The following is a 19843-nucleotide window of genomic DNA, read 5'->3' as shown; positions in this document are numbered from 1 at the left end:
AGGGTCAAAAGCTGGCGTCGCAGTCGCAGCGGCCAAGTCCGCAAGTGTGAGAAGCGGCCACGCGGGGCTCTCGAGAGTGGTCGATGGACATGGGCTAGTTGGCGAGAACCTTGGTCATGCACCAGAACGGAACATCGGTTTGCCCGTGCTCACCGGCAACCTGCTCCATGATGTCCGCTTTGTGATGCCAGCCCATGCGCTCGTAGAAGCGGCGCGCACGGTCATTGCCAACGACACAGTGCAGTTCTGCCTCGGCAATGCCGCCCTTGGCCATCTCAATTTCAGCGGCTGTCAGCAGACTTGACGCAACGCGCGTCCCTCGATGTGGCATCGCCACAAAAAGTTGGCCCAAAAGCTGGCCTCTCCACGCCGAAAACGCCACGACCTCTTCGTTCAACTCCGTTACCAAAGTCGAATGCAGGAGTGCCGTCATCCTTTCCAGGAAAAATTCCATGGACCGACGGATAATTTCTGCGTGGGGCATGAAGGGAGCCTGGGTCTCGTGCCAAACCGCGTGATAGAGAGCGGCCACCCGAGAGATATCTGACGCGTGGGCACGACGGATCATCGCGCTTTCTCCGGTAAGCCGAAGGGCGGGTAGAGCGCAGCGAAACCCATCATCCGCTGCATGTGACCGAGCACGCCGCTATCGTCTTCATCGGGTGGGACCGAGCGATGGGTTTCGCAAGTGCTCTACCATCCTACGCGCTGTGGCAATCCTGACATCATGCCAGTGTTTTGCCCGACGGAGCAAACTCTATTTAAATGCAGCAAATCGGATTTGGCGGAATGACAAGGCGGAACATCCGCCCGTCGGCCACCATGTGCGCAAAGGGCCCCAAGAGGCGAGATCCGAAACCGTCAACGATCGCGCTCTCACTGCCTCTGGATGATGTTGGCCGAGCTGGTTGGCTGCGGTGGCGACGCTTCCTGGACCTGCGCAAGGTAGGCCTTGTCGTAATACTCCAGGGCGAGGATATGCATGGCCCTCGCTTTTTCCGGGTCGGATTCTGCCAGAGCCATCCGGGACGCGATTTCGGCTTGCTTCAAATAGTACTCGGCGGTCGGCACGATGGTTTCCCCCAACGACGCCACCTAACGCACAGAATTGCAACTTGTTCCCGGGATGAATTCAAATTTCCGAGGCGGGCTTACCTATTCTGTTCGGGGTCAAGAGCTGGCGTCGCAGTCGCAACGGCCAAAGTCCGCAAGGGCGAGAAGCGGCCATGCGGGGCTCGCTGGGAAATGCCCGATGCTGCCATCATGCCAGTGATTTGCCCGACGGAGCAAACTTTATTCAAATGCAGCAAATCGGATTTGGCGGAATGAAATCTGTTCGCGTCAGGCTGGGACATGCCCTCCCAGGAGGGCGCAACCGGAAAGGTTTTCGGAGAGATCGCCGATGTACTACGTCGCCGCCGCACTGCTGGGGTTGTCGGGACTGTTCTATTCCGCGAGCCATCACGAGCTCGGCCAGTTCGGCGCGGACGTGTGCCGCTACGGCGGCACGTTCTGCGACAATCCGGTGGTCGTCTTCACCGGCGCGGCGCTGGCCGCGGTCTGGGGCATGTTCGTCAGCGTCAAGTAGCCGGACGCGGAGTTCACGTCTCGTTGTTCTCATGGCGCTCGCGCACGGTGCTGTCGGCGACATGCCCTACCCTGCGAGCTCCTTGCGGACGGCCGCGGCCGAATTGCCGACCTTGTCGACGGCCTTTTGCAGCTCCTCCTTCGACACGCCGAGCGCATGGGTCCAGTATTTGACCTCGAAGGCCTCGTCCATGTTGATCTTGCTGCGGTCCGGCTGCTCGCGCTTCGTCAGATTGTCCATCGGCCAATTCCTCGCTTCCTGAAAACGGGAAACGTCGTCATCGGCGCGCCGTTCCTAAATCCGGCCGTTCGCCGGCGGCGTCTGTCAGGCCGGCGGCTTACGCCTCCGGCTTGCCGGGTCGCGCGCCGGCCGCTTCCTTGACGAGGGCCGAGATCGAATTACCAGACTTGCGAAGGGCGTCGGCGAACTGATCGGGCGACAGCTTGAGGCGCTTGCGCAGGGTCTTCACCTGCACCTTGTCGCTCAAGTCGAGCGCATTGCGAAAATTGGCCGGCTTGAGCCTGTTCATGACTGTCTCTGCTGGTGAGGGGTGAGGCCGAACCGCGACAAGGCGGGCTTGACGCCGCCGTCGCCGCGATGGTGACTGTCCCGCTCCTTGCGAAGATTCCGTCGCCGCGGAGACAACATGCGCGATGAAGCGACGTTCCTCCGCATCCGGAATTATCGCTCAGGAGGGGATAAACACCTCGCTGGTGTCCATGCGCACGTTGCGGACGGCGCGACAGGCCTCAATGCTCGCCCGATCGCCCACCGGCATGAAGCTCAGCAACAGCGAGCGCCGCCGCGCGCCGGAGCGGTTGCAGGTCGCCCCATGCGGCAGATCGGCGTCGAACACCAGGATGTCCCCCGCCTCGCCGGCCGTCACGAGCGACAGGGTCTCGTCGGGCGCGCCGCGGTCGAGATGACGCGGGACCACGCGCGTTGAGCCATTGTCCGGCCCGTAAGCATCGAGGAAGACCAGGGCGGCGACGGCCTTCATGCCGGCGCCATCGCGATGCAGGGGCTGGTGGCCGCCGCCCGGAAGCGGCTCGCGGCCCTCGACCTGGGAGAGGAAGAAGGGACCGCCCAGCATCTGCGCCCCTGCCGCCAGCAGCGGCTGCAGGCGACAGGTCCGCTGCACCGTCGGATCGAGATCGATAAGGGCGTGTCGCCAGCCGGCGCCCCGGGGGGGCCGCCCACTGGTCGCCGGTGCCCACGCCGGACTCGAAAGCCGCGCGCAGCGCATCGCGCCACGCCGCGGGGACTGCGCCGCGCAGCAGGAGATAACCGTCACGGTCGAGAGCCGCAGCCTGCTCAGGCTTCAGGGGATCGACCTTCGTGGGTGCCGGATCACGGTTCATGGCGCTCCCTACAACCTCAACGTGCCGTTCGCAAGGGCTGGCAGCATCGGCTTCAGCAGACGCACGACGCTCATCGTGCAGGAACTTTGCGGCCATGAACGCGCTTAAGATCAGGATTCGCAATTCCGGAAGGTCCGCCCTGAAACACCGCCCCGCCAAGCACGACAGCGCCGACGCACCGACGAAGTCCGAGCCGACGCTGCTGCAACGACTGGGTCCCGGCCTCGTCACCGGGGCGGCGGACGACGATCCATCCGGCATCGCCACCTATTCGCAGGCCGGCGCGCAATTCGGCTACGGGCTGCTCTGGACGGTGTTTCTGACCACGCCGTTCATGATCGCCATTCAACTCGTCAGCGCGCAGATCGGCCGGGTCACCGGAAAAGGGCTTGCCGCCAACGTGATGCGGATCGCGCCGCGCTGGGCGGTGCTGGCGCTCGTCGCCATGCTCGTCGCCGCGAACACGTTCAACATCGCCGCCGACATCGCCGCGATGGCCGAGGCGCTCTCGCTCGTCATCGGCGGTCTCAACCACGAGCACGCGCTGATCTTCGCGGCGGGCTCGACCCTGCTCCAGGTGTTCCTGCCCTATCGCCGCTATTCGCCGGTGCTGAAATTCCTCACCCTGGCGCTGTTCGCCTATGTCGCGACCGCCTTCACCGTGGAGATCCCGTGGAGCACCGCGCTGCTCGCCGCGGTGTGGCCGAAGGCGAATGTCAGCGCCGATTATTTCATGATGGTGGTCGCCGTGCTCGGCACCACCATCAGCCCCTATCTGTTCTTCTGGCAGGCCTCGCAGGAGGTCGAGGAGATGAACCAGGGCAAGCGCGACCAGCCGCTGCGCGAGGAGACGCGGCGCGGCGGCGCCCCTGAAATCGCGCGCATCAAGGCCGACACCACGTTCGGCATGCTGCTGTCGAACGGCATCGCCTTCTTCATCATCCTGACCACGGCCGCCGTGCTGAACGCCAACGGCGTCACCCACATCAATTCGGCGACGGAAGCGGCCGAAGCGCTGCGGCCGCTCGCCGGCGACTTCACCTTCGCTTTGTTCGCGCTCGGCATCATCGGCACGGGCCTGCTCGCGATCCCGGTGCTGGCGGGCTCGGCGGCTTACGGTGTCGCGGAAATTTTCGGCTGGCGTGCCACGCTCGAGGCAAAGCCCGACGAGGCCGCCGGCTTCTACACCATCATCGCGGCCGCGACCGCGATCGGCTTCGGCCTCGGCTTCACCGGGATCGACTCGATCCACATGCTGGTCTGGAGTGCCGTGCTCAACGGAATCGTCGCCGTTCCGATCATGGCGATGATGATGCTGATCGTCTCGAGCCGCGCGATCATGGGCCGTTTCAGGGCCCGGTCGTGGCTGGTCGCGCTGGGCTGGCTCGGCACCGCGCTGATGGCGCTGGCCGTCCTCGCTCTGCTCGGCTCGTCGGTGGTCGGCTGACTAACCTTGCGACAGTGCCGCCGAAACCTGCGATGCGATGATGAAGGCCGCAAACACAGCCGGCACGCTGATGAGCCGCAAGAACTGGTCTATCGAAAGCATCGCTGTCCCCCCAAGACAACTGCAAAGACAAAAGCGCCTTCGCTCGCCGCGCTACTTCACCCCTTGCGCAACGTGCTCATCGGCCGTCAGAAACTGATCGGAAATAGCGGCCCCGCTGATTGTGAGCAGCGCCAGAAGCGAGATCATGCCCAGAAATTTCATGGGTGGAGGGTCGGTCCCGATTGTGGCCAAAAACGTCAGCGCCCGGCGCATTTTCGCGACGATCCCCGGAAAGATCATGGCCGTCCCGCCGGATCCCACGGCATTTCCCCGCCAAAGAGGGGCGAGAGGCAGCCTCGGCCGCAGCGCTGCGGGCTTCACGCCGGTCCATGGTTGGCCTAACAGTTGCCGTCAGGACCGGGCCTTGCGACCTGGCCACAAGAAAAACAAAGTCCCGCTGGGCGACAGGGAGCGACATGACCAAATCGTCAAAAGCAACAAGCCTTGAAATCCTTGCCTGCGATGCCGGCTGGAGAAACTACCACTTCGTCAAGCTGACGACCGACGACGGCATCGTCGGCTGGAGCGAGTTCGATGAAGGCTTTGGCTCACCGGGCGGCGGCGCGGCGATCCAGCGCCTATCCACCCGCATCATCGGGCAGAATATCTTCCAGCATGAGCGCATCTACGCCGAGCTGTTCGCCGCCACGCGCCCCGCCGCTGGCGGCGTGGTGGCGCAAGCGCTCGGGGCGATCGAGAACGCCATGCTCGATGCCAAGGCGAAGTGCCTCGGCGTGCCCTGCTACGAGCTGCTCGGCGGCAAGATCCGCGACCGTGTCCGGGTCTACTGGTCGCATTGCGCGACGTGGCGGATCAATCATCCGTCCTGGTACAAGCCGCCGATCGAAAGCCTCGACGGCGTCAAGGCGATGGGCCGCGAGGTGCGCGAGAAGAAGTTCACCGCGCTCAAGACCAACATCTTCTCCTACGACGACAGCAAGCCGACCGGCTGGCGGCCCGGCTTCGGCTCACCTTTCGCACCCGAGATCAACGTCGACCGCATGATCCTGCGCGACCTGCGCATGCATCTGGAAGCGATCCGCGACGGCGCGGGCCCCGACGTCGACATCCTGCTCGACTGCAATTTCAACGCCAAGACCGAGGGTTACCTGAAGATCCTACGCACCATCGCGGATCTCGACATGTTCTGGATCGAGATCGACAGTTTCAATCCGGAAGCGCTCGGCTACATCCGCAGGCAGAGCCCGCATCCGATCTCGTCCTGCGAGACGCTGCTGGGCCTGCGCGAATTCCTGCCCTATTTCCATGAGCAGGCGATGGACGTCGCGATCATCGACACGCCCTGGAACGGCGTCTGGCAATCGATGAAGATCGCATCAGCCGCGGAAGCGTTCGAGGTCAACGTCGCGCCGCATAATTTCTATGGCCATCTCTGCTCGATGATGAACGCGCATTTCTGCGCGGCCGTTCCGAACCTGCGGATCATGGAGATCGACATCGATCGCCTGTCCTGGGACCGCGAGCTGTTCACGCATGAACCGGAAATCGAGGACGGCCATCTGATCATTCCGGACCGGCCCGGCTGGGGCACCGAGCCGAACGAAGAAGCGCTGCGCGCGCATCCGCCGAAGACGAACGGCGGTCTTCTCAACTATGGTCGCAAGAGCTGACGGGGACTACGGCGTCACGGGATTGACGGTCGGGGACGTCTTCGGCCCCGGCCGCTCCGGCTCGACCGGCGATTTCGGTTCGGTGGGAAGCACCTTGGCGCCGGCGGCGTGTGCAGCCTCGCCCGTGGTTGCATACATCGCGACATGGGCCGGCTGCGTCTTGGCCCGGCTCCACGGCCCATGATCCACGACCAGCATCGCAGCAATCGTCAAGGCGGCCACGATCAACGCGATCACGCCGGGATGGCGAAGCGCCTTGGACATGGAGTTAGCGAAGCGATCAGCTGCCATCGAAGGATCCGTGCTTTTTTCCTCTCGCAGGTTAATTCAATGACGTCCCGCGAGTTCCGCCTTCGCCGAAGCAAGTTCCAAGCCAACGCAGGGAACCTCGTCCCCCGCGCGCGTTCACTTTTTGACGTCGGGCCGCGCATCGCCGACAAACCTGTCGCGGTTCGGCATCTTCACGGCCGCAAGCAATTTCGCGTCGAGCGTCGCGTCCGCTCCCACTAGCCCGTTCAGGTTCAGGACATAGGCCGATACCGCATAGACATCCTCATCGCTTAGCGATTGCGGCGCGTTCTGCGGCATGGCGCGACGGATATAATCAAACAGCGTCGGCGCATAAGGCCAATAGCTGCCGACGGTGCGAATGGGCCTGGCTGTTCCGATCGTACCTTGCCCGCCGGCGAGCCGATCACCCAAGCCGCCCTCGCCTTTTTCGCCGTGACACGAGGCGCATTGTTGAGCGAACACTTCACGGCCACGGCTGACTGAACCACTCCCGTTCGGCAGATTGCTGCCGTCGCGCCCGATATCGATATTCCAACCCGCGATCTCGGCGGACGTCGCCGGCCGACCGATGCCATAAGGGCTTTGCGCCTGCGCAACGCTCCCAAAGGTGCACAGCATGATTGCTAATGCGATGCCGCAAATCTCACGCCAGCGCATTGGTCACCTCGCCGTCCGCCGCGATGAGCCAGGGCCAGATCGCATTGTTGTGGTAGAAATAATTCTCGCCGCGCACTGCGAGCAGTTCGGCCAGCGTCGGCTGCACATAGCCGGTCTCGTCAATGGCGCGGCTCTGGATCACCGCGGGCTTGCCGTCCCATTGCCACGGCAAACGGAAGCGTGTCAGCGCACGCGTCAGCACCGGCTCTTGCAATCGCGCGTCCTGCCAGCTCCTCCCGTCGTCGACGGACACCTCGACGCGGGCGATCTTGCCGTGCCCGCTCCAGGCGATGCCGGTGACCTCGTGGAAGCCGGGCGCGCTCAGACGCTGACCGCCGGAGGGACGGGTGATGATCGACTTCGCTTCCATGTAGAAGGAGAACTCCCGCGCCGTGCCGTCGGGCAGGAGATCGGTGTATTTCGAAGTCTCCTCACGCGAATACACGGGCTCGGCAGTCACATGCAGGCGGCGCAGCCATTTCACGCTCATGTTGCCTTCGAAGCCCGGCAGGAACAATCGCAGCGGATACCCTTGCTGCGGTCGCAGCCGCTCGCCGTTCTGGCTGTAGACCAGCATGGCGTCCTCGAGGCATTTCTCGATCGGAATGCTGCGCGTCAGCGCGGCCGCGTCGGCCCCCTCGGCAACCACCCATTTGGCCTCCGGCTTCAGCCCCGCCTCCTGAAGCACCAGCTTAAGGCTGACGCCGGTCCATTCCGCGCAGCTCACCAGGCCGACGAGATCCGATGCCGTCTTGCCATACGGCTTGGTGTAACCGGGATTGCCGGAGCATTCGAGAAAGTGGATGCGTGACTCTGACGGGAAGCGCCGCAGATCGTCGATGGTGAAGATCAGGGGTCTTTCGACAAGGCCGTGGAGCATCAACCGGTGCTGCGCCGGATCGATGGTCGGGACGCCGCCATGATGCCGCTCATAGAACAGCCCGTTCGGCGTAATGATGCCGTCGAGCTCCTGCAAGGGCGTCCGGCTGGACGCCGAGATGTATTGCTTGAGAGCCCTCGAGATGTTCTTGACGACGCCCTTCTCGAAGGGCGATGGCACACCATAGAGCTGACCTCCCGTCGGCTCGCCCGGTGCCTTCATCCATTCGGGAACATTGGGCGGAAGATTGTCGGTCTCCGCAGCAGCAGTGCTTGTGCCGAGAACGGCGCCGCCGACCGCGGCCGAGCCGGCAGTCAGGAAGCGACGACGAGTGGTCGTCACGGGATCATCGTCGGCATGTGTCGTGCTGCTCATTGCGGGCCCCCGGCTGGCGCTGAGACCGCATCAAACATTCTGACGACGGCATTTGCAATTCGCAGCTATTTCAAAAGCAGGCGATTTCGATCAGCGTTGATCTAAATCGCCCGGCAACAACAGCAGTTCCTTTCCTTGCAGCGCACAATCGCCGGCCGCCCGATTCACTCGCCCGGCGCGATCGCATTGCTTGGCGTCGGCCGGTCGGTGATCTGCTGCCCGAACAGGCTGCCGATCAGCTCGACCGCGGTCCGCGCGGTTCGACCACGTTCGTCCAGGAATGGATTGAGCTCAACGATGTCGACCGACCCCACCACGCCGGAATCGTGCAGCAGCTCCATGATCAGATGTGCCTCGCGATAGGTCGCTCCGCCCGGCACCGTGGTTCCGACCCCGGGCGCCACGCATGGATCGAGGAAATCGACATCGAAGCTGACATGCAGCACGCCATTGCTCGCCTTGACCCGCTCGATCACACGGCGGATCAGCACGGCGACGCCGAACTCGTCGATCTGGCGCATGTCGACAACCCTGATCCGGCGTGCGCGCATCAGCTCCTTTTCGAGCTTGTCGATCGACCGCGCGCCGAACAGATCGAGCCTGTCAGGATCGATCGACGCACGCGGGTCATCGCCGAGCAGGCCGTCGAGGCCCGGCTCGCCACACAGAAACGCGGCCGACATGCCATGCATGTTCGCCGTGATCGTCGTCTCCGGCGTATTGTAGTCGGCATGCGCATCGAGCCAGAGCACGAACAGCTCGCGTCCGCGCTCCTGCCAATGGCGCGCCATGGCATTGACCGAGCCCATCGACAGCGTGTGATCGCCGCCGAGGAAGATCGGAAGCGCACCGGTTTTCGCGATCTCGTAACCTCTGCGGCTCAGCACGCGTGTCCAGCGCTGGATTTCGCGGTAATGATTGGCTTTTTCGGGCGGCCTGTCAGCGAGGTCCCTGACCTCGGCCACCGAAAGATCGCCGTAATCGACGACCTCGAAGTCCAGGCTCTCGAGCAGCGTCGCAAGGCCGGCGGTGCGCAGCGCCGGCGGGCCCATCAGGGTGCCGCGCTGCGAGGCCCCCATATCGATGGGCGCGCCGAGCAAGGCGATGCGCCGGGCTCGATCCGGCATGGTCCGATCGGTCACGGCAGTCTCCTGACATCCTCAAGATCGTGCCAGCCTAACAGAGATTCGTCCCCGTCGTTTCACGGGTATTTCCCGGTGAAAAGACGCCGCGCGGGAAGCCGTCCCGGAACAAAATCCAGCGCGCCGCATTTCCCCTGCAAGGCCGGCACCCGCCGTACATTACGGCGCCTGTCGCGGATAGCCAAAGGTCTTCGGACCCGCTGTTCAAAACGAGCGCTCGCGCGGATAGCCAAAGGTGCCGGCCTCATTCACCTCGTCAGAGCGGAGTTTACGAATTTGAGCACCGAAATTCCGCAGCCCCCGTCCCAGCCCGGCATGGCCGAGCGCGCCATCGACGCCGCGGCCGACGTCTCCCACACGATCGGCGAGGTCGCGGGAGGCTTGCGCGCCGCTGTCGACCGCTTGACGCATGTCATCGACGAAGCTCGAAAGCCGGGTAAACCGCTCGCGACGGTCGCCGCAATCACACGTGAAGCGCCGCTCGCGAGCCTGTTCGTCGCCTTCCTGTTCGGGGTTGCCATCGCCCGCCGGCGTTAGCAATGAAGCTTGCGTGGCGTGAGTCAGCTAGGCAGCGGTGACGGATCGGGGCCGCGTCAGGAACTGCCGTTCGAACGCATCCGCGGGCATCGGTCGGCCGAAGAAATAGCCCTGCCCTTCCTCGCATCCCATGCTGACCAGGAAGTCGGCCGTGGCACGGTTCTCGATGCCCTCGGCCACGACGGTGAGCCCGAGCTGCTTGCTGAGGCCGATGGTCGAACTGACGATCGCGGCATCGTCGGAATCGGCGAGCAGATCGAGCACGAACGACCGGTCGATCTTGAGCCCGTCGAGCGGAAATTTCTTCAGATAGCTCAGGCTTGCGTAGCCGGTGCCGAAGTCATCGAACAGGACGCGGACGCCGAGCTCCTGGATCCGCTTGAACATGTCGAGCACGCGGCCCTCGTCATGGAGCAGGATATCTTCGGTGACTTCGAGCTCGAGCAGCGCCGGCGTCAGCCCTGTTGCGCCGAGCAAGGCCGCAGCCGCATGCGCGAGATCGCCGGATTGTAGCTGCGACGGCGAGAGGTTGATCGCGACGCGCACGCTGTTGCCGGACAATTCCCACGCACGCGCCTGCCGGCAGGCCGTCTCCATCACCCAGTTCGCGATCCGCTCGGACAGCGCTGAGGTATTGACCACCGGCATGAACTCCCCGGGGGAGACGTAGCCGCGCACGGGATGCCGCCAACGGATGAGCGCTTCAGCCCCGACCAGGCCGCCGTCGACCAGGCGAACCTGCGGCTGGTAGAACAGTTCGAATTCGCCGCGATCCGCGGCAAGCGCCAGTTCGCTCTCAAGCGTCAGACGGTTCTGCAATTCCTGCCTGATCGCACTCTCGAAGATCACGTGGCTGCCGCGTCGCGTCGCCTTGGCGCGGCTCAGCGCGAGATGGCCGTTGCTCAGGAGGTCGTCCGCGTTGTGTCCACCGTCGGGATAGACGGCAACGCCGATGCTGATCCGGACTCGGTGCTGCCGTGTGCCCGTTACAAGCGGCGCTTCGAACGCGCGCGCGATCCGCTCGGCGAACGCCACAATCGGCTCGCCAGCCTCCGCACAATCAAGTGCGATGGCGAATTCGTCGCCGCTGAGCCGGGCGACCACCGCCTTACCAGCGATTTCGGTCCGGAGCCGCTCGGCGACGGACTGCAGCACGAGGTCGCCGGCCGAATGTCCAAGCATGTTGTTGATCTGCTGGAAGCCGTCGAGCCCCAGCACGAGCAGTGCGACGTCGGAAGACCGCCGCTCCGCCGCGGCGATCAGACCGGTAAGGCCGGCATGCAGCATGTTGCGGTTGGCAAGACCCGTCAGCGCGTCGTGTTCGGCGAGATATCTGACGCGTTCGACCTCGCGCTTGCGGACCGAGATGTCGCGCAGGATCGCTCCATACTGGAAACCGTCCGTTCCCTGCCAGCCCGAGAAGCTCGCTTCGACGGGGAAGGTTTCACCGTTCTTGCGCCGGCCCTCGAACTCGACGACGACCGCCCCGCCGGGCACGAGGAGCGCCTGGCGTGCGGCATCGCGCATGGACGGCCTTGCGTCGCCGTCCGTCGGCACGGCGCACAGCGTGTCGAACGGGCGGCCGATGATCTCGGCCGGCATGTAGCCGAAGATCACGCTCGCGCCGGGATTCCAGACCGTGATCCGGTGATCCTCGTCGGTGCAGACGAGACCGTCGCCGAGCGACATGGCGATGCGATGAAAGCGGCTCTCGGCGATGCGTCCCAGGAGACCGCGGAAATCGATCTCGTCCAGCGCGATCGCCGTCAGATAAGCGATGATCGCGATGTGGAATAGCGATGTGTCAACGACGAAGGGCCATCTTGCCTGCACGAGGGCCGCGGTCAGCTCGACCGCCGCTCCGGCCGCGATGAGGACCGCAACGCGATATCCCGATGCGAAGCGGCGCCACGAATACATCATGAGCAGGCAGATCACACCCAGGCCGAGGATCATGCCGGCATCGGACGTCCAGCGCAGCATCCGGTGCTGGAGGATCGATTCCGCCGCCAGCGCCTGGAGGACGGGCCCCGAGACGATGCCGCCATTCGGAACGCTGAACCGGTCGCCCAGCTCGAGCGCGGTCGCACCGACGATGATCTTCTTGTCTCTGAGCTTGTCGAGTGTCGCGGTATCGCCATGCAGCACGTCGACAAAGGAGACACGCGGAATGGAGGCCGCCCGAATACTGAAGTCGATCAGGAAGGAGGATCGCCGATTGGCGTCCTGCCCAGCCAGCACGATGGCCATCGACGGCATAAAGGCGTCGCCGAGCCTCTCGCCGACCGGATAACGGCGAACGAGCCCGTCGGATTCGACCGCGACATTGACGACGGCCGGCCACGACTGGTTGCTGAACGGCTTCAGGGGGCGATTGACGTGAGCTGGGCCACCATTCGGCGCCGGCTGCTTGAAGGACGGCAGGATCGTCGAGCCGCCGACCTCCCGAAGCGCCTTGACGAACGCCTCGTCGGAGGCCGGCTCCGAGGGCGTGCTGAAATCGACATCGAAAGCCACCTCCTGCGCGCCGGCGCTTTCGAGTTTGTGCAACAGCTCTGCGTGGAGCCGGCGCGGCCAGGGCCACACCCCGATCTGGTCGATCGAGGGCGCGTCGATGGACACCACGACGACATTGCCGCTTGCGGCACGCGATTGCCAGGCAAACCGCAGATCGGTGAGCGCATTGCGCAGCGCGCCATGCCATCCCGTGGACAGCACGACCGCCAGCGCGATCACGACAAGAATATGCGGCCGATGGCGTTTCACTTTGTTCCCCTGCACCGGCGGTACCTGCCGCCAGGCGCTCCCCTATGCCGACGACACGGTCCTAGTGATGGCCCCTGCCCCAATACCAACCGTAGTGGTGGCCATGACTGCCGTCACCGTTGTTGCCGCTATTCCCGTTCCCGCTGTTCCCGTTGCCGTTGTTGCCATTATTGCCGGTGCCACCGCTTCCATTGCTGGTCGCGCCAGTCCCGTTGCTTCCGCTCCCAGAGCTTCCTCCGGACACATCGCCGGTCGACCCGGCAGTGGTCGCAACGGTCGTCGTCGCACTTGACGACGAAGATGTGGCACTGGCAGCAGATACACTGCTGCTGACGGTGACCGCCGTTACGGTGGAGCTGTTGGCGGCTGTGGTCGTGGTGCTCGCCTTCGTGTCGCTCCAGACCGTCTCGGTACCGGTGCTGGCGTTGGCGTTGCGCACGTGCCCCGGCGCAATTGCACCGTGGGCGAGCCCATGCGTGACCTTGTGGACGTTCAGCTTGACCTCGCCGAGCGAGCTGGAGATGCGCACGACGCCGCCTTTGGGCGCCTGACCGCCAGCCGCCTTGGTCCCCTTGTCGATCGGACCCAGCGCATGGATCGCATGGCCGCTCGCCGCGTTGCGCGGCGCCGACAATCCCGATTTCGGCACAGGAATTCGCTCGATCGTCGAGGCGCGCGGCTTGCCATGTTCGATCGGATTGAACGTCCCCGCGCCGCTCAGGCTGAGGCCGGGCTTGCCATGCTCAAAGGCCGTGGCCGCTTGTCCGGGCATGACCTGAGCGATCTGTCCCGTCTTGAAGTCTGAGACTTCGACCTGGCCGCGGAGCACGCCGACCCTGGTGCTGCCCGCATTCACGGTGACGCTGAACTGCGTTCCCTTGACCACGGCGGCGAGGTAGGGCGTCTCGACCTCGAAATGCTTGACGTTACGCTTCTCCACCTCGAGCAGGATCGAACCTGACTGCTGGATGATCGTGGTCGAGAGACCTTCCTTCTTCTCGGCCGGCAAGCCGACCACCGAGTTGGGAGATATCAGTATCGTTTCCTCGCCGCGGACAAGCAGCACGCGTCCGGTACGTCCGGTGCGAATGGTATCGCCGGGCTTGAGCGCCTCCTGCTGATTCAACGACACCTGCTGCGCGCCGTTGGTGGCGACCCAGACCTCGCCGGCGGCTTTGCTGACCGACCAGACGCCATCCTCCGCCGCGAGTGCACCGGAAGCCATTCCCAGGATCAGCGCCGCCGCGAAGGCGCACCGCATTCCAATTCTGCCGAGCATCACGATCCTCAGTCCGCGTTACGTCCGGGCCTGAGGGGTATTCGAAATCACTCAAGAGAGGATTAGCAGGAAGAGGTCAGTGGAACTGCCGCATTAACCATTCATTGACCATAAAAACCTATGAAAAATCATGCGGCTAACGAACCCTTACCGCCCCGTGGCGATCGCTCCGTCAAATTACGGAGAGAGGTTTGCTGCGCGCGTTGAGAAGCGGCATTTCGCTACCACATTGGCGTTGCTGGTACCGCTTTTTGCGGGAAGTCCGCAATCATTCGCACAACAGGCGAACCAGCCGGGTTTTGATCCGCGCCAGCCCGAGAAATACTTTGAAAACCAAACCGAGCGGGAAACACTGAGCCGGCCTCCGGTCAAGCTACCGACGGTCGGCCAGGCCAACACCGGTGGCGATACCAAGCCTCAGTTCGTGCTGCGCGGTCTCAAGGTCAGCGGCGCCCACGCCATCTCTCGCGACCGCATCGCCGCGGTCTATCAGCCTTATCTCGGCAAGAAGGTCTCGCAGTCGGATCTCGCCGCGATCGCCGGCGCGATCAGCGACCTCTACCGCGCCGACGGCTTCCATCTGAGCCGGGCCGTCGTGCCGCCGCAGGACATCGCCGACGGCATGGTCCGGATTCAGGTGATCGAGGGCGCCATTGTCCAGGCCGATCTGAAAGGCGATGGCGCCGAGCAGTTCGGCGTGAGGCCGATGCTCGGACCGGTTCTGGCCGAGCAGCCATCGCGCCTGGCAACGCTCGAACGCCAGCTTTTCCTCATCAACGGCAGGCCGGGTGTCCGGATCATCGATACCGCGTTGGAGGAGATCGGCGGTGCGACCGGCCGCTTCCGCCTCACCGTCTATTTGAAGACGTGGCACGTGTTCACATCGTTCGGCCTGGACAATCTCGGCTCGTCCTCGGTCGGCCCCTGGCAGACCTATGCGACCGGCGCGTTCAACTCCTACCTCACGCCCGGCGATACGCTGGCGGTCAACCTGTCGACCATTGCCAACGACCCGCGCGAGCTCGGCTTTGCGCGGCTGTCCTATGACGCACCCGTCGGCGTCGACGGCGTGCGCCTCGGCGCGTCCGTCCTCTACAGTGCGGTCCGGCCAGGCGACGCCCGCCGCCTCGACAGCGACATCACCACGACCGAAGCTTTCGAGGTGCGGGCAAGCACCGTGCCCTTCATGTCGCAATCGTCGGCACTGACGCTTACCTTGGCTGGGACCTTCAGCAACGTGTCCGAGCATGACCTTTACGGTCCCTGGTACAACGACCATATCCGGACCGCGAGCCTGACCGCCGACTATCGGCTCCAGGATCGCTTCGGCGGTACCAATTTCGCGACGCTGACCTACCGTCAGGGCCTCGACGTCTTCGGCGCATCGCATTTCGACGACGATCTGTTGTCGCGCGACGGTGCGTCATCGAACTTCTCGGTGCTGAATCTCTGGTTCACGCGCTACCAGACGCTCAACGACACCTGGTCGCTCAAGCTCTCGGCGGCAAGCCAGACGGCATCGCGGCCGCTGTTCACCTCGCAGCAGTTCTATCTCGGCGGCGCGGCCTTCGGCCGGGGCTACGGCGCAGCCGAGATCAGCGGCGACAACGGTCTTGCCGGCTCGCTCGAGTTGCGTTTCGACCAGAAGCTCAATTTCCGCTACTGGACCGGCTACCAGCTCTACGCCTTCGGCGACGCCGGCGCAGTCTGGAACGACGGCTACCGCCTGAGCGACGGCCTGTCGCTGACATCAGCCGGAGCCGGCGCACGGTTCTTCCTGTGGGATCTCCAGGCCGATCTCGGCGTGGCCGTCCCCTTGAGCTACCGCGCACCGGACAACGAGCGCCGCAGCCCGCGTTTCCTGTTCACGCTGTCGAGCGCATTCCGGCTCTGCCCCGAACGCGGCAGGAGCGGCTGCCTCTAGCTGCAAAGCCCTCATGCCGCGTACCCGGCATGCGGCCCTTTTGCGGCCTTGCGCACAGACTTGCCTAAATTTAATCCCGTAACCTGCTCACGATCGCTCGATCCGGGCGCTTGCAGTGACCATTTTCAGTCGAAAGTGATTGGGACGGAACCATGAAGAGGGTGTTTGCAATTCTGGCGTTTCTTTGCGCCCTCGGCGTCGGCGAATATTTCGTCGTCAGCCGGTTTGCGATCCGCCATGAGCTTTTGACCCTGTTCGATGCCTCGCGCCAGCGGCCGATCTCGGTCGATATCGCGGTGCGGCGCGACTACGAGACCAAAGCCAATCTCGGTCTCTGGAAGCTGCCGCTCGCCATCATCAGCAACGGCAATACCGTCAAGGCCACCGAGTATTCCTTCCTCGCCAACGCGCTCGCGGCGCGCGGCTATCTCGTTGCCAGCATCCAGCAGGACCTGCCCAGCGATCCGCCGCTAATGACCCATGTCGGCCAGCAATATGTCGGCCGGCGTGAAGTCTATATCCGCTGCGAGGCCAACATCCTCTTCGCCCTGGGCGAACTGAAGAGGCGGCAGGAGAACGCCGACTACGACCACATCACCCTCGTCGGCCATTCCAACGGCGGCGACGTGTCCATGTATGTCGCCCATCAGCACCCGGAGCTGGTGTCGAAAGTGATCACGCTCGACAATCTTCGGGTGCCTTTCGTGCTCAGCGACAACTTGAAGATCCTGTCGTTCCGCTCGAAGGATCCGCATTTCCTGACCGACCCGGGCGTGCTGCCGACGCCGGAAGAGGCCAAGGCGCGCGGCATCGACATCGTCCACACCGGTGCGCAGCACACCGAGATGAGCGATCGCGGGCCCGACGCGGTCAAGGAGAAGATCCAGGCGACGCTCGACCGCTTCCTGCGCGACAGCGCCAGCAGCGCGCTCGCCCCGGCCGACACGAAAAGTCCGATGATCATGAACCCCGGCGACTATTAGCCGGGGACGCCTTGCGGCAGATCAAGGCGGCTCCGGGCCGGCCCCGATAGACAGGGTCTCACAATCTCGGAGAGGCACGTGTCGCACTACATCGAAAGCCTTGATACGAAACGGCTGGGCCTGCCCGCGACAAGGACGCCTGGATTCGTGCGGCATCTGTATCGTTCGACCCGCAGGCTGCTGCGGTCGATCATCGCCCGCATCGATCTCTCCCAATTTCCGGGCTCGTGCTGCGGATGAGCACAGTGGCTGCAAGCGAACGCACGAGGGTTGCCCGATGCTCCTGCATTTGAGAGGAATTTGCCTGGTACTTGCCGTAGCCTCGAGTTCCTCGTCCGCTCTCGCCGCCGATGCCGGTCACGGTGCCGACCTCGCCAAGCGCTGGTGCGCAAGTTGCCATGTCGTGGCCAATGGCCAGGCGGTAGCCAGCGCCGACGTCCCTTCCTTTGCATCCGTTGCGCGCCGGCCGGACTTCAGTTCGGAGAAGCTCGCCTTCTTCCTGCTCGACCCGCATCCGAAGATGCCGAGCTTTCCCTTGAGCAGGACCGAAGCCGGCGACCTCGCGGCCTATATCGGATCACTGCGTCCATAGAGCGCCGGCCAGTCGCGACACTTGTCGCAAAATGCAAATCCCTGCCGGAGGACCGACAGGGATCAGCAGAAAGGATGATGGACGGCGAATGAGAAACCATTCGGTGGCCCATCATGGACCTGCACCAGCATCGAAATGCGGATCTCAATGCTGCGCAAGATCAATTTGTAGGCACGCAGCGCGCAAACCAGGAATCAGGATTTGCCCTTGCCCGGCTGCATGAGACTGCCGGTCATCTGGCGCATGTGGTCTCCGGCGCTGGTGAACTGGCTACGCAGGAAGTCGGACTGGATTCGCATCGCTTCCTGAAGGTCGGTGGCATGAACAAGCTTGCGCGCGTGCTCGAACGCCGACTTCATGTTCTGCTCGGTAAAAGCGAGCGCCTGCTTTGACACCTCCGTCCCTGCTCCCGGAACGGATGACATCGATTTGGTGGCGGCATCGAAAAACATGCCGAATGCCTGTTCCGCCTGGTCGATCGTCTTTTCGGCTAGGTCGCGCAGTTCGGCCGGAACTTCGATTTTCGGTTCGATCATGGTCGCACTCCTCCCTTTTTCTTAGCTGAATACCACACTTGCCGGACCACCTTCCAGCGGCGCCCCCGGGGCAAACGTCCCCGGCGGCCCGGCTCGGGCAGGAAAATCAAGGAAAAGGCGTAAGATGCGCGGTCCAGCTCAGGACAGGGGGTGTTCGGGAAGGACTTCTTCGGTGGCGAGGTCTTCAACGAGCTTGATGACCTCGAAACGCTGGCGAGGCGCGAGCTTCAAAAAAGCACGGAGCAGGCGCAGGCTTTCGACAGTGCCGCTCGCCGGCGCGCCGAGCTTGAGGTGCAGTTCAGCCGCGAAATTGAGGTTCTTCATCTCGCACCTATGACCAGCATCGGCCTTCCTGATCCGACATCGTCCCACTCGAGAGCCGAACACCGCCATGGTGAGGACGAACTTTCGGCCAAGGGGGCCCCGGCGGGTTAGCACGCTCAACTACATATCCGAACGGGCGGGCTCAACCGAACAGGTTGTAGTTATGCCAAGAAACAACCCTTCCGGCAAGCCCGACCAGCGGCCTAGCGATGCTTCGTCTGCATCGCACTACCGCAATTCCGGATAACAGGAATATGGACCGTCGTCACCCACCTGCGTCAAGAAGCGGCATCAGTCACGCACACGGCCCTGATCGCTGTCAACCTGCGCAGCATTTCGCCTTGTTTCCGGCGTGAATGGGCATTGACGGAGGCGATCTAACGCTTCTTGAGCGTATACACGTAATTGTTGAGTCCCACCTCGGCGGTTGTATCGCCGACGAAATGAACGTCGATCTCGCAGCCGGTCTCCAAAGTCCGGATCGGGGCGCCAGCGAAGCCGAGCGAGGCGGCAAGCGCCTTGGGATCGGCCTTCTTGTCGGCACGTCGCATCTCGTCGAATGCGCCCTGGAAGATCATGTCGGGGCCATAATCCGTCACCTTGTACTGCGGCTTGGCGCAGGCAAAGGGGCGCGGTCCCGAGATTTCTTTCGCCTTCAGGACGACTGTCTTGCCCATCAGACGTGCCCGCTCGGTGTCGTCGGGCTTGCGTTGCGGATCGGCCCATGGCGCGACCACGGCAGCCGTGAATGTCCAGCTTCCGATGTAGAAGGGATCTGCCGCCGCAGCGGCGCCTGCGGCACCGACAGACACGAGAAGGCAAACAGTTGCGGCGAATTTCATCTGACGTATCCCCTTGAGCCTTCGGCTTGGACTCGCCTGTTCGCTTCAAGGTTCATCGCTTCCGACATGTTTCTGCCGATGAACCGCTGTTCAAGATCGGACGACCAAGCGTTGCGATACGGCCACGCAGATCACGGGCGCCATGGCTGACGGATTCAACCGATTCGGGCGCGCCTCAGCACCAAAGGACGACGGCATGCTTTCTCGCTGCGATCTCATCAAGGGCGCCGCGGTTGCGCTTCTCACCCTCTCGATACAAGGCGCATGGGCGCAGGAGACCAAGATGAATCTGTTCAAGATCGTGACCATCAAGGACGAAATCGTCGTCGGACTGTCGGCGGAGGAGCTTCAGGCGCTCGGCGGCAATGATGCGAGCGCGATTGCGCACGCGCTGGCGCAGAAGGGTGACCTCACCGTCTGGCAATACAACGTGCATCGCGGCCCGAACGGCGAATTGCAGCAGGCGCCGACCGCCAGGATCGGGCTTTTGGCCAACGCCTCGCTCCGTGTCGAGCCCTACACGACGCCTTACCAGATTGTACCGCATCCGTAAGCAGCAGGCAGACCGGCACGCCGGCGGCCGAGA

General features: G+C 63.6%; 24 protein-coding genes. 9 read left to right on the top strand and 15 right to left on the bottom strand.

Going from position 1 to position 19843, the window contains the following annotated elements:
* Positions 1-94: 94 nt before the first annotated feature.
* Positions 95-568 carry a GNAT family N-acetyltransferase gene (locus tag WN73_RS07115; protein WP_162603689.1) on the bottom strand — a complete coding sequence of 158 codons (474 nt, stop codon included), beginning with the start codon at positions 566-568 and terminating at the stop codon, positions 95-97.
* 308 nt (positions 569-876) lie between these two features.
* Entirely contained in the window at positions 877-1071 is a 195-nt protein-coding gene (locus WN73_RS07110; RefSeq protein ID WP_161534046.1) for a hypothetical protein, read from the bottom strand.
* 331 nt (positions 1072-1402) lie between these two features.
* Between WN73_RS07110 and WN73_RS07105 the strand changes: the two genes are divergently transcribed.
* Positions 1403-1588: a hypothetical protein gene (locus WN73_RS07105; protein WP_028174439.1), complete on the top strand. Its 186-nt coding sequence runs from the start codon at positions 1403-1405 to the stop codon at positions 1586-1588.
* A 66-nt stretch (positions 1589-1654) separates the two neighbouring features.
* Here WN73_RS07105 and WN73_RS07100 read toward each other — a convergent pair whose 3' ends face one another.
* From WN73_RS07100 to WN73_RS07090, 3 genes are all read right to left on the bottom strand, one after another.
* Positions 1655-1828, bottom strand: coding sequence for a DUF3606 domain-containing protein (locus WN73_RS07100; RefSeq protein ID WP_011088855.1), 174 nt, complete (start codon positions 1826-1828; stop codon positions 1655-1657).
* A 97-nt stretch (positions 1829-1925) separates the two neighbouring features.
* Positions 1926-2117, bottom strand: a complete 192-nt coding sequence (locus WN73_RS07095) for a DUF3606 domain-containing protein (RefSeq protein ID WP_271552160.1) — start codon at positions 2115-2117, stop codon at positions 1926-1928.
* Positions 2118-2276: 159 nt separating this feature from the next.
* Positions 2277-2681: a phytanoyl-CoA dioxygenase family protein gene (locus WN73_RS07090; RefSeq protein WP_246790646.1), complete on the bottom strand. Its 405-nt coding sequence runs from the start codon at positions 2679-2681 to the stop codon at positions 2277-2279.
* A 362-nt stretch (positions 2682-3043) separates the two neighbouring features.
* Here WN73_RS07090 and WN73_RS07085 point away from each other — a divergent pair, with 362 nt between their 5' ends.
* Complete coding sequence (locus WN73_RS07085; protein ID WP_271552159.1) at positions 3044-4396, top strand: NRAMP family divalent metal transporter; 1353 nt, start codon at positions 3044-3046, stop codon at positions 4394-4396.
* A 153-nt stretch (positions 4397-4549) separates the two neighbouring features.
* Here the strand turns inward: WN73_RS07085 and WN73_RS07080 are convergent, their stop codons facing one another.
* Complete coding sequence (locus WN73_RS07080) at positions 4550-4738, bottom strand: hypothetical protein (protein ID WP_271552158.1); 189 nt, start codon at positions 4736-4738, stop codon at positions 4550-4552.
* Positions 4739-4914: 176 nt separating this feature from the next.
* On the opposite strand from WN73_RS07080, the gene WN73_RS07075 reads away from it, so the two are divergent.
* Entirely contained in the window at positions 4915-6129 is a 1215-nt protein-coding gene (locus tag WN73_RS07075) for a mandelate racemase/muconate lactonizing enzyme family protein (protein ID WP_271552157.1), read from the top strand.
* 6 nt (positions 6130-6135) lie between these two features.
* Here the strand turns inward: WN73_RS07075 and WN73_RS07070 are convergent, their stop codons facing one another.
* From WN73_RS07070 to rocF, 4 genes are all read right to left on the bottom strand, one after another.
* Positions 6136-6420, bottom strand: a complete 285-nt coding sequence (locus WN73_RS07070; protein ID WP_011088860.1) for a hypothetical protein — start codon at positions 6418-6420, stop codon at positions 6136-6138.
* Positions 6421-6534: 114 nt separating this feature from the next.
* The gene (locus WN73_RS07065; protein ID WP_011088861.1) at positions 6535-7077 is read right to left on the bottom strand and encodes a c-type cytochrome; all 543 of its coding nucleotides are present in this window, start codon (positions 7075-7077) and stop codon (positions 6535-6537) included.
* Positions 7064-8332, bottom strand: a complete 1269-nt coding sequence (soxC, locus tag WN73_RS07060; RefSeq protein WP_271552156.1) for a sulfite dehydrogenase — start codon at positions 8330-8332, stop codon at positions 7064-7066. Before soxC ends, WN73_RS07065 begins: the two co-directional genes overlap by 14 nt.
* Before the next feature lie 164 nt (positions 8333-8496).
* Positions 8497-9474, bottom strand: coding sequence for an arginase (rocF, locus tag WN73_RS07055; protein WP_011088863.1), 978 nt, complete (start codon positions 9472-9474; stop codon positions 8497-8499).
* A 276-nt stretch (positions 9475-9750) separates the two neighbouring features.
* On the opposite strand from rocF, the gene WN73_RS07050 reads away from it, so the two are divergent.
* The gene (locus WN73_RS07050) at positions 9751-10011 is read left to right on the top strand and encodes a hypothetical protein (RefSeq protein WP_028174432.1); all 261 of its coding nucleotides are present in this window, start codon (positions 9751-9753) and stop codon (positions 10009-10011) included.
* Positions 10012-10038: 27 nt separating this feature from the next.
* Here the strand turns inward: WN73_RS07050 and WN73_RS07045 are convergent, their stop codons facing one another.
* Together WN73_RS07045 and WN73_RS07040 are read right to left on the bottom strand one after the other, a co-directional pair.
* Positions 10039-12777, bottom strand: a complete 2739-nt coding sequence (locus WN73_RS07045; RefSeq protein WP_271552155.1) for an EAL domain-containing protein — start codon at positions 12775-12777, stop codon at positions 10039-10041.
* Between the two features lie 61 nt (positions 12778-12838).
* Positions 12839-14056, bottom strand: a complete 1218-nt coding sequence (locus WN73_RS07040) for a FecR family protein (RefSeq protein WP_271552154.1) — start codon at positions 14054-14056, stop codon at positions 12839-12841.
* A 130-nt stretch (positions 14057-14186) separates the two neighbouring features.
* Between WN73_RS07040 and WN73_RS07035 the strand changes: the two genes are divergently transcribed.
* The 4 genes from WN73_RS07035 to WN73_RS07020 all read left to right on the top strand — a co-directional run bounded on the left by WN73_RS07035 (position 14187) and on the right by WN73_RS07020 (position 17555).
* A complete protein-coding gene (locus WN73_RS07035; RefSeq protein WP_271552153.1) occupies positions 14187-15980 on the top strand; it encodes a ShlB/FhaC/HecB family hemolysin secretion/activation protein in 1794 nt (597 codons plus the stop codon).
* A 152-nt stretch (positions 15981-16132) separates the two neighbouring features.
* Positions 16133-16963: an alpha/beta fold hydrolase gene (locus WN73_RS07030; protein ID WP_182872222.1), complete on the top strand. Its 831-nt coding sequence runs from the start codon at positions 16133-16135 to the stop codon at positions 16961-16963.
* Between the two features lie 78 nt (positions 16964-17041).
* Positions 17042-17203, top strand: coding sequence for a hypothetical protein (locus WN73_RS07025; protein WP_156149853.1), 162 nt, complete (start codon positions 17042-17044; stop codon positions 17201-17203).
* Between the two features lie 37 nt (positions 17204-17240).
* A complete protein-coding gene (locus WN73_RS07020) occupies positions 17241-17555 on the top strand; it encodes a c-type cytochrome (RefSeq protein WP_271552152.1) in 315 nt (104 codons plus the stop codon).
* A gap of 194 nt (positions 17556-17749) precedes the next feature.
* Here WN73_RS07020 and WN73_RS07015 read toward each other — a convergent pair whose 3' ends face one another.
* From WN73_RS07015 to WN73_RS07005, 3 genes are all read right to left on the bottom strand, one after another.
* A complete protein-coding gene (locus WN73_RS07015) occupies positions 17750-18091 on the bottom strand; it encodes a phasin (protein WP_011088870.1) in 342 nt (113 codons plus the stop codon).
* A gap of 138 nt (positions 18092-18229) precedes the next feature.
* Positions 18230-18415 (bottom strand): hypothetical protein, encoded by a 186-nt coding sequence (locus WN73_RS07010; RefSeq protein WP_028174427.1) that lies wholly within the window; start codon positions 18413-18415, stop codon positions 18230-18232.
* A 377-nt stretch (positions 18416-18792) separates the two neighbouring features.
* Entirely contained in the window at positions 18793-19257 is a 465-nt protein-coding gene (locus WN73_RS07005; RefSeq protein ID WP_271552151.1) for a hypothetical protein, read from the bottom strand.
* A gap of 196 nt (positions 19258-19453) precedes the next feature.
* Here WN73_RS07005 and WN73_RS07000 point away from each other — a divergent pair, with 196 nt between their 5' ends.
* Positions 19454-19810 (top strand): hypothetical protein, encoded by a 357-nt coding sequence (locus WN73_RS07000; protein WP_028174425.1) that lies wholly within the window; start codon positions 19454-19456, stop codon positions 19808-19810.
* The last annotated feature ends 33 nt before the right edge of the window (positions 19811-19843 follow it).

Source organism: Bradyrhizobium sp. CCBAU 45394, from assembly GCF_028128655.1.
GTDB lineage: Bacteria > Pseudomonadota > Alphaproteobacteria > Rhizobiales > Xanthobacteraceae > Bradyrhizobium > Bradyrhizobium diazoefficiens.
Note: the sequence above shows the minus strand (reverse complement) of the source record. Positions and strands in the feature narration are given on the sequence as shown.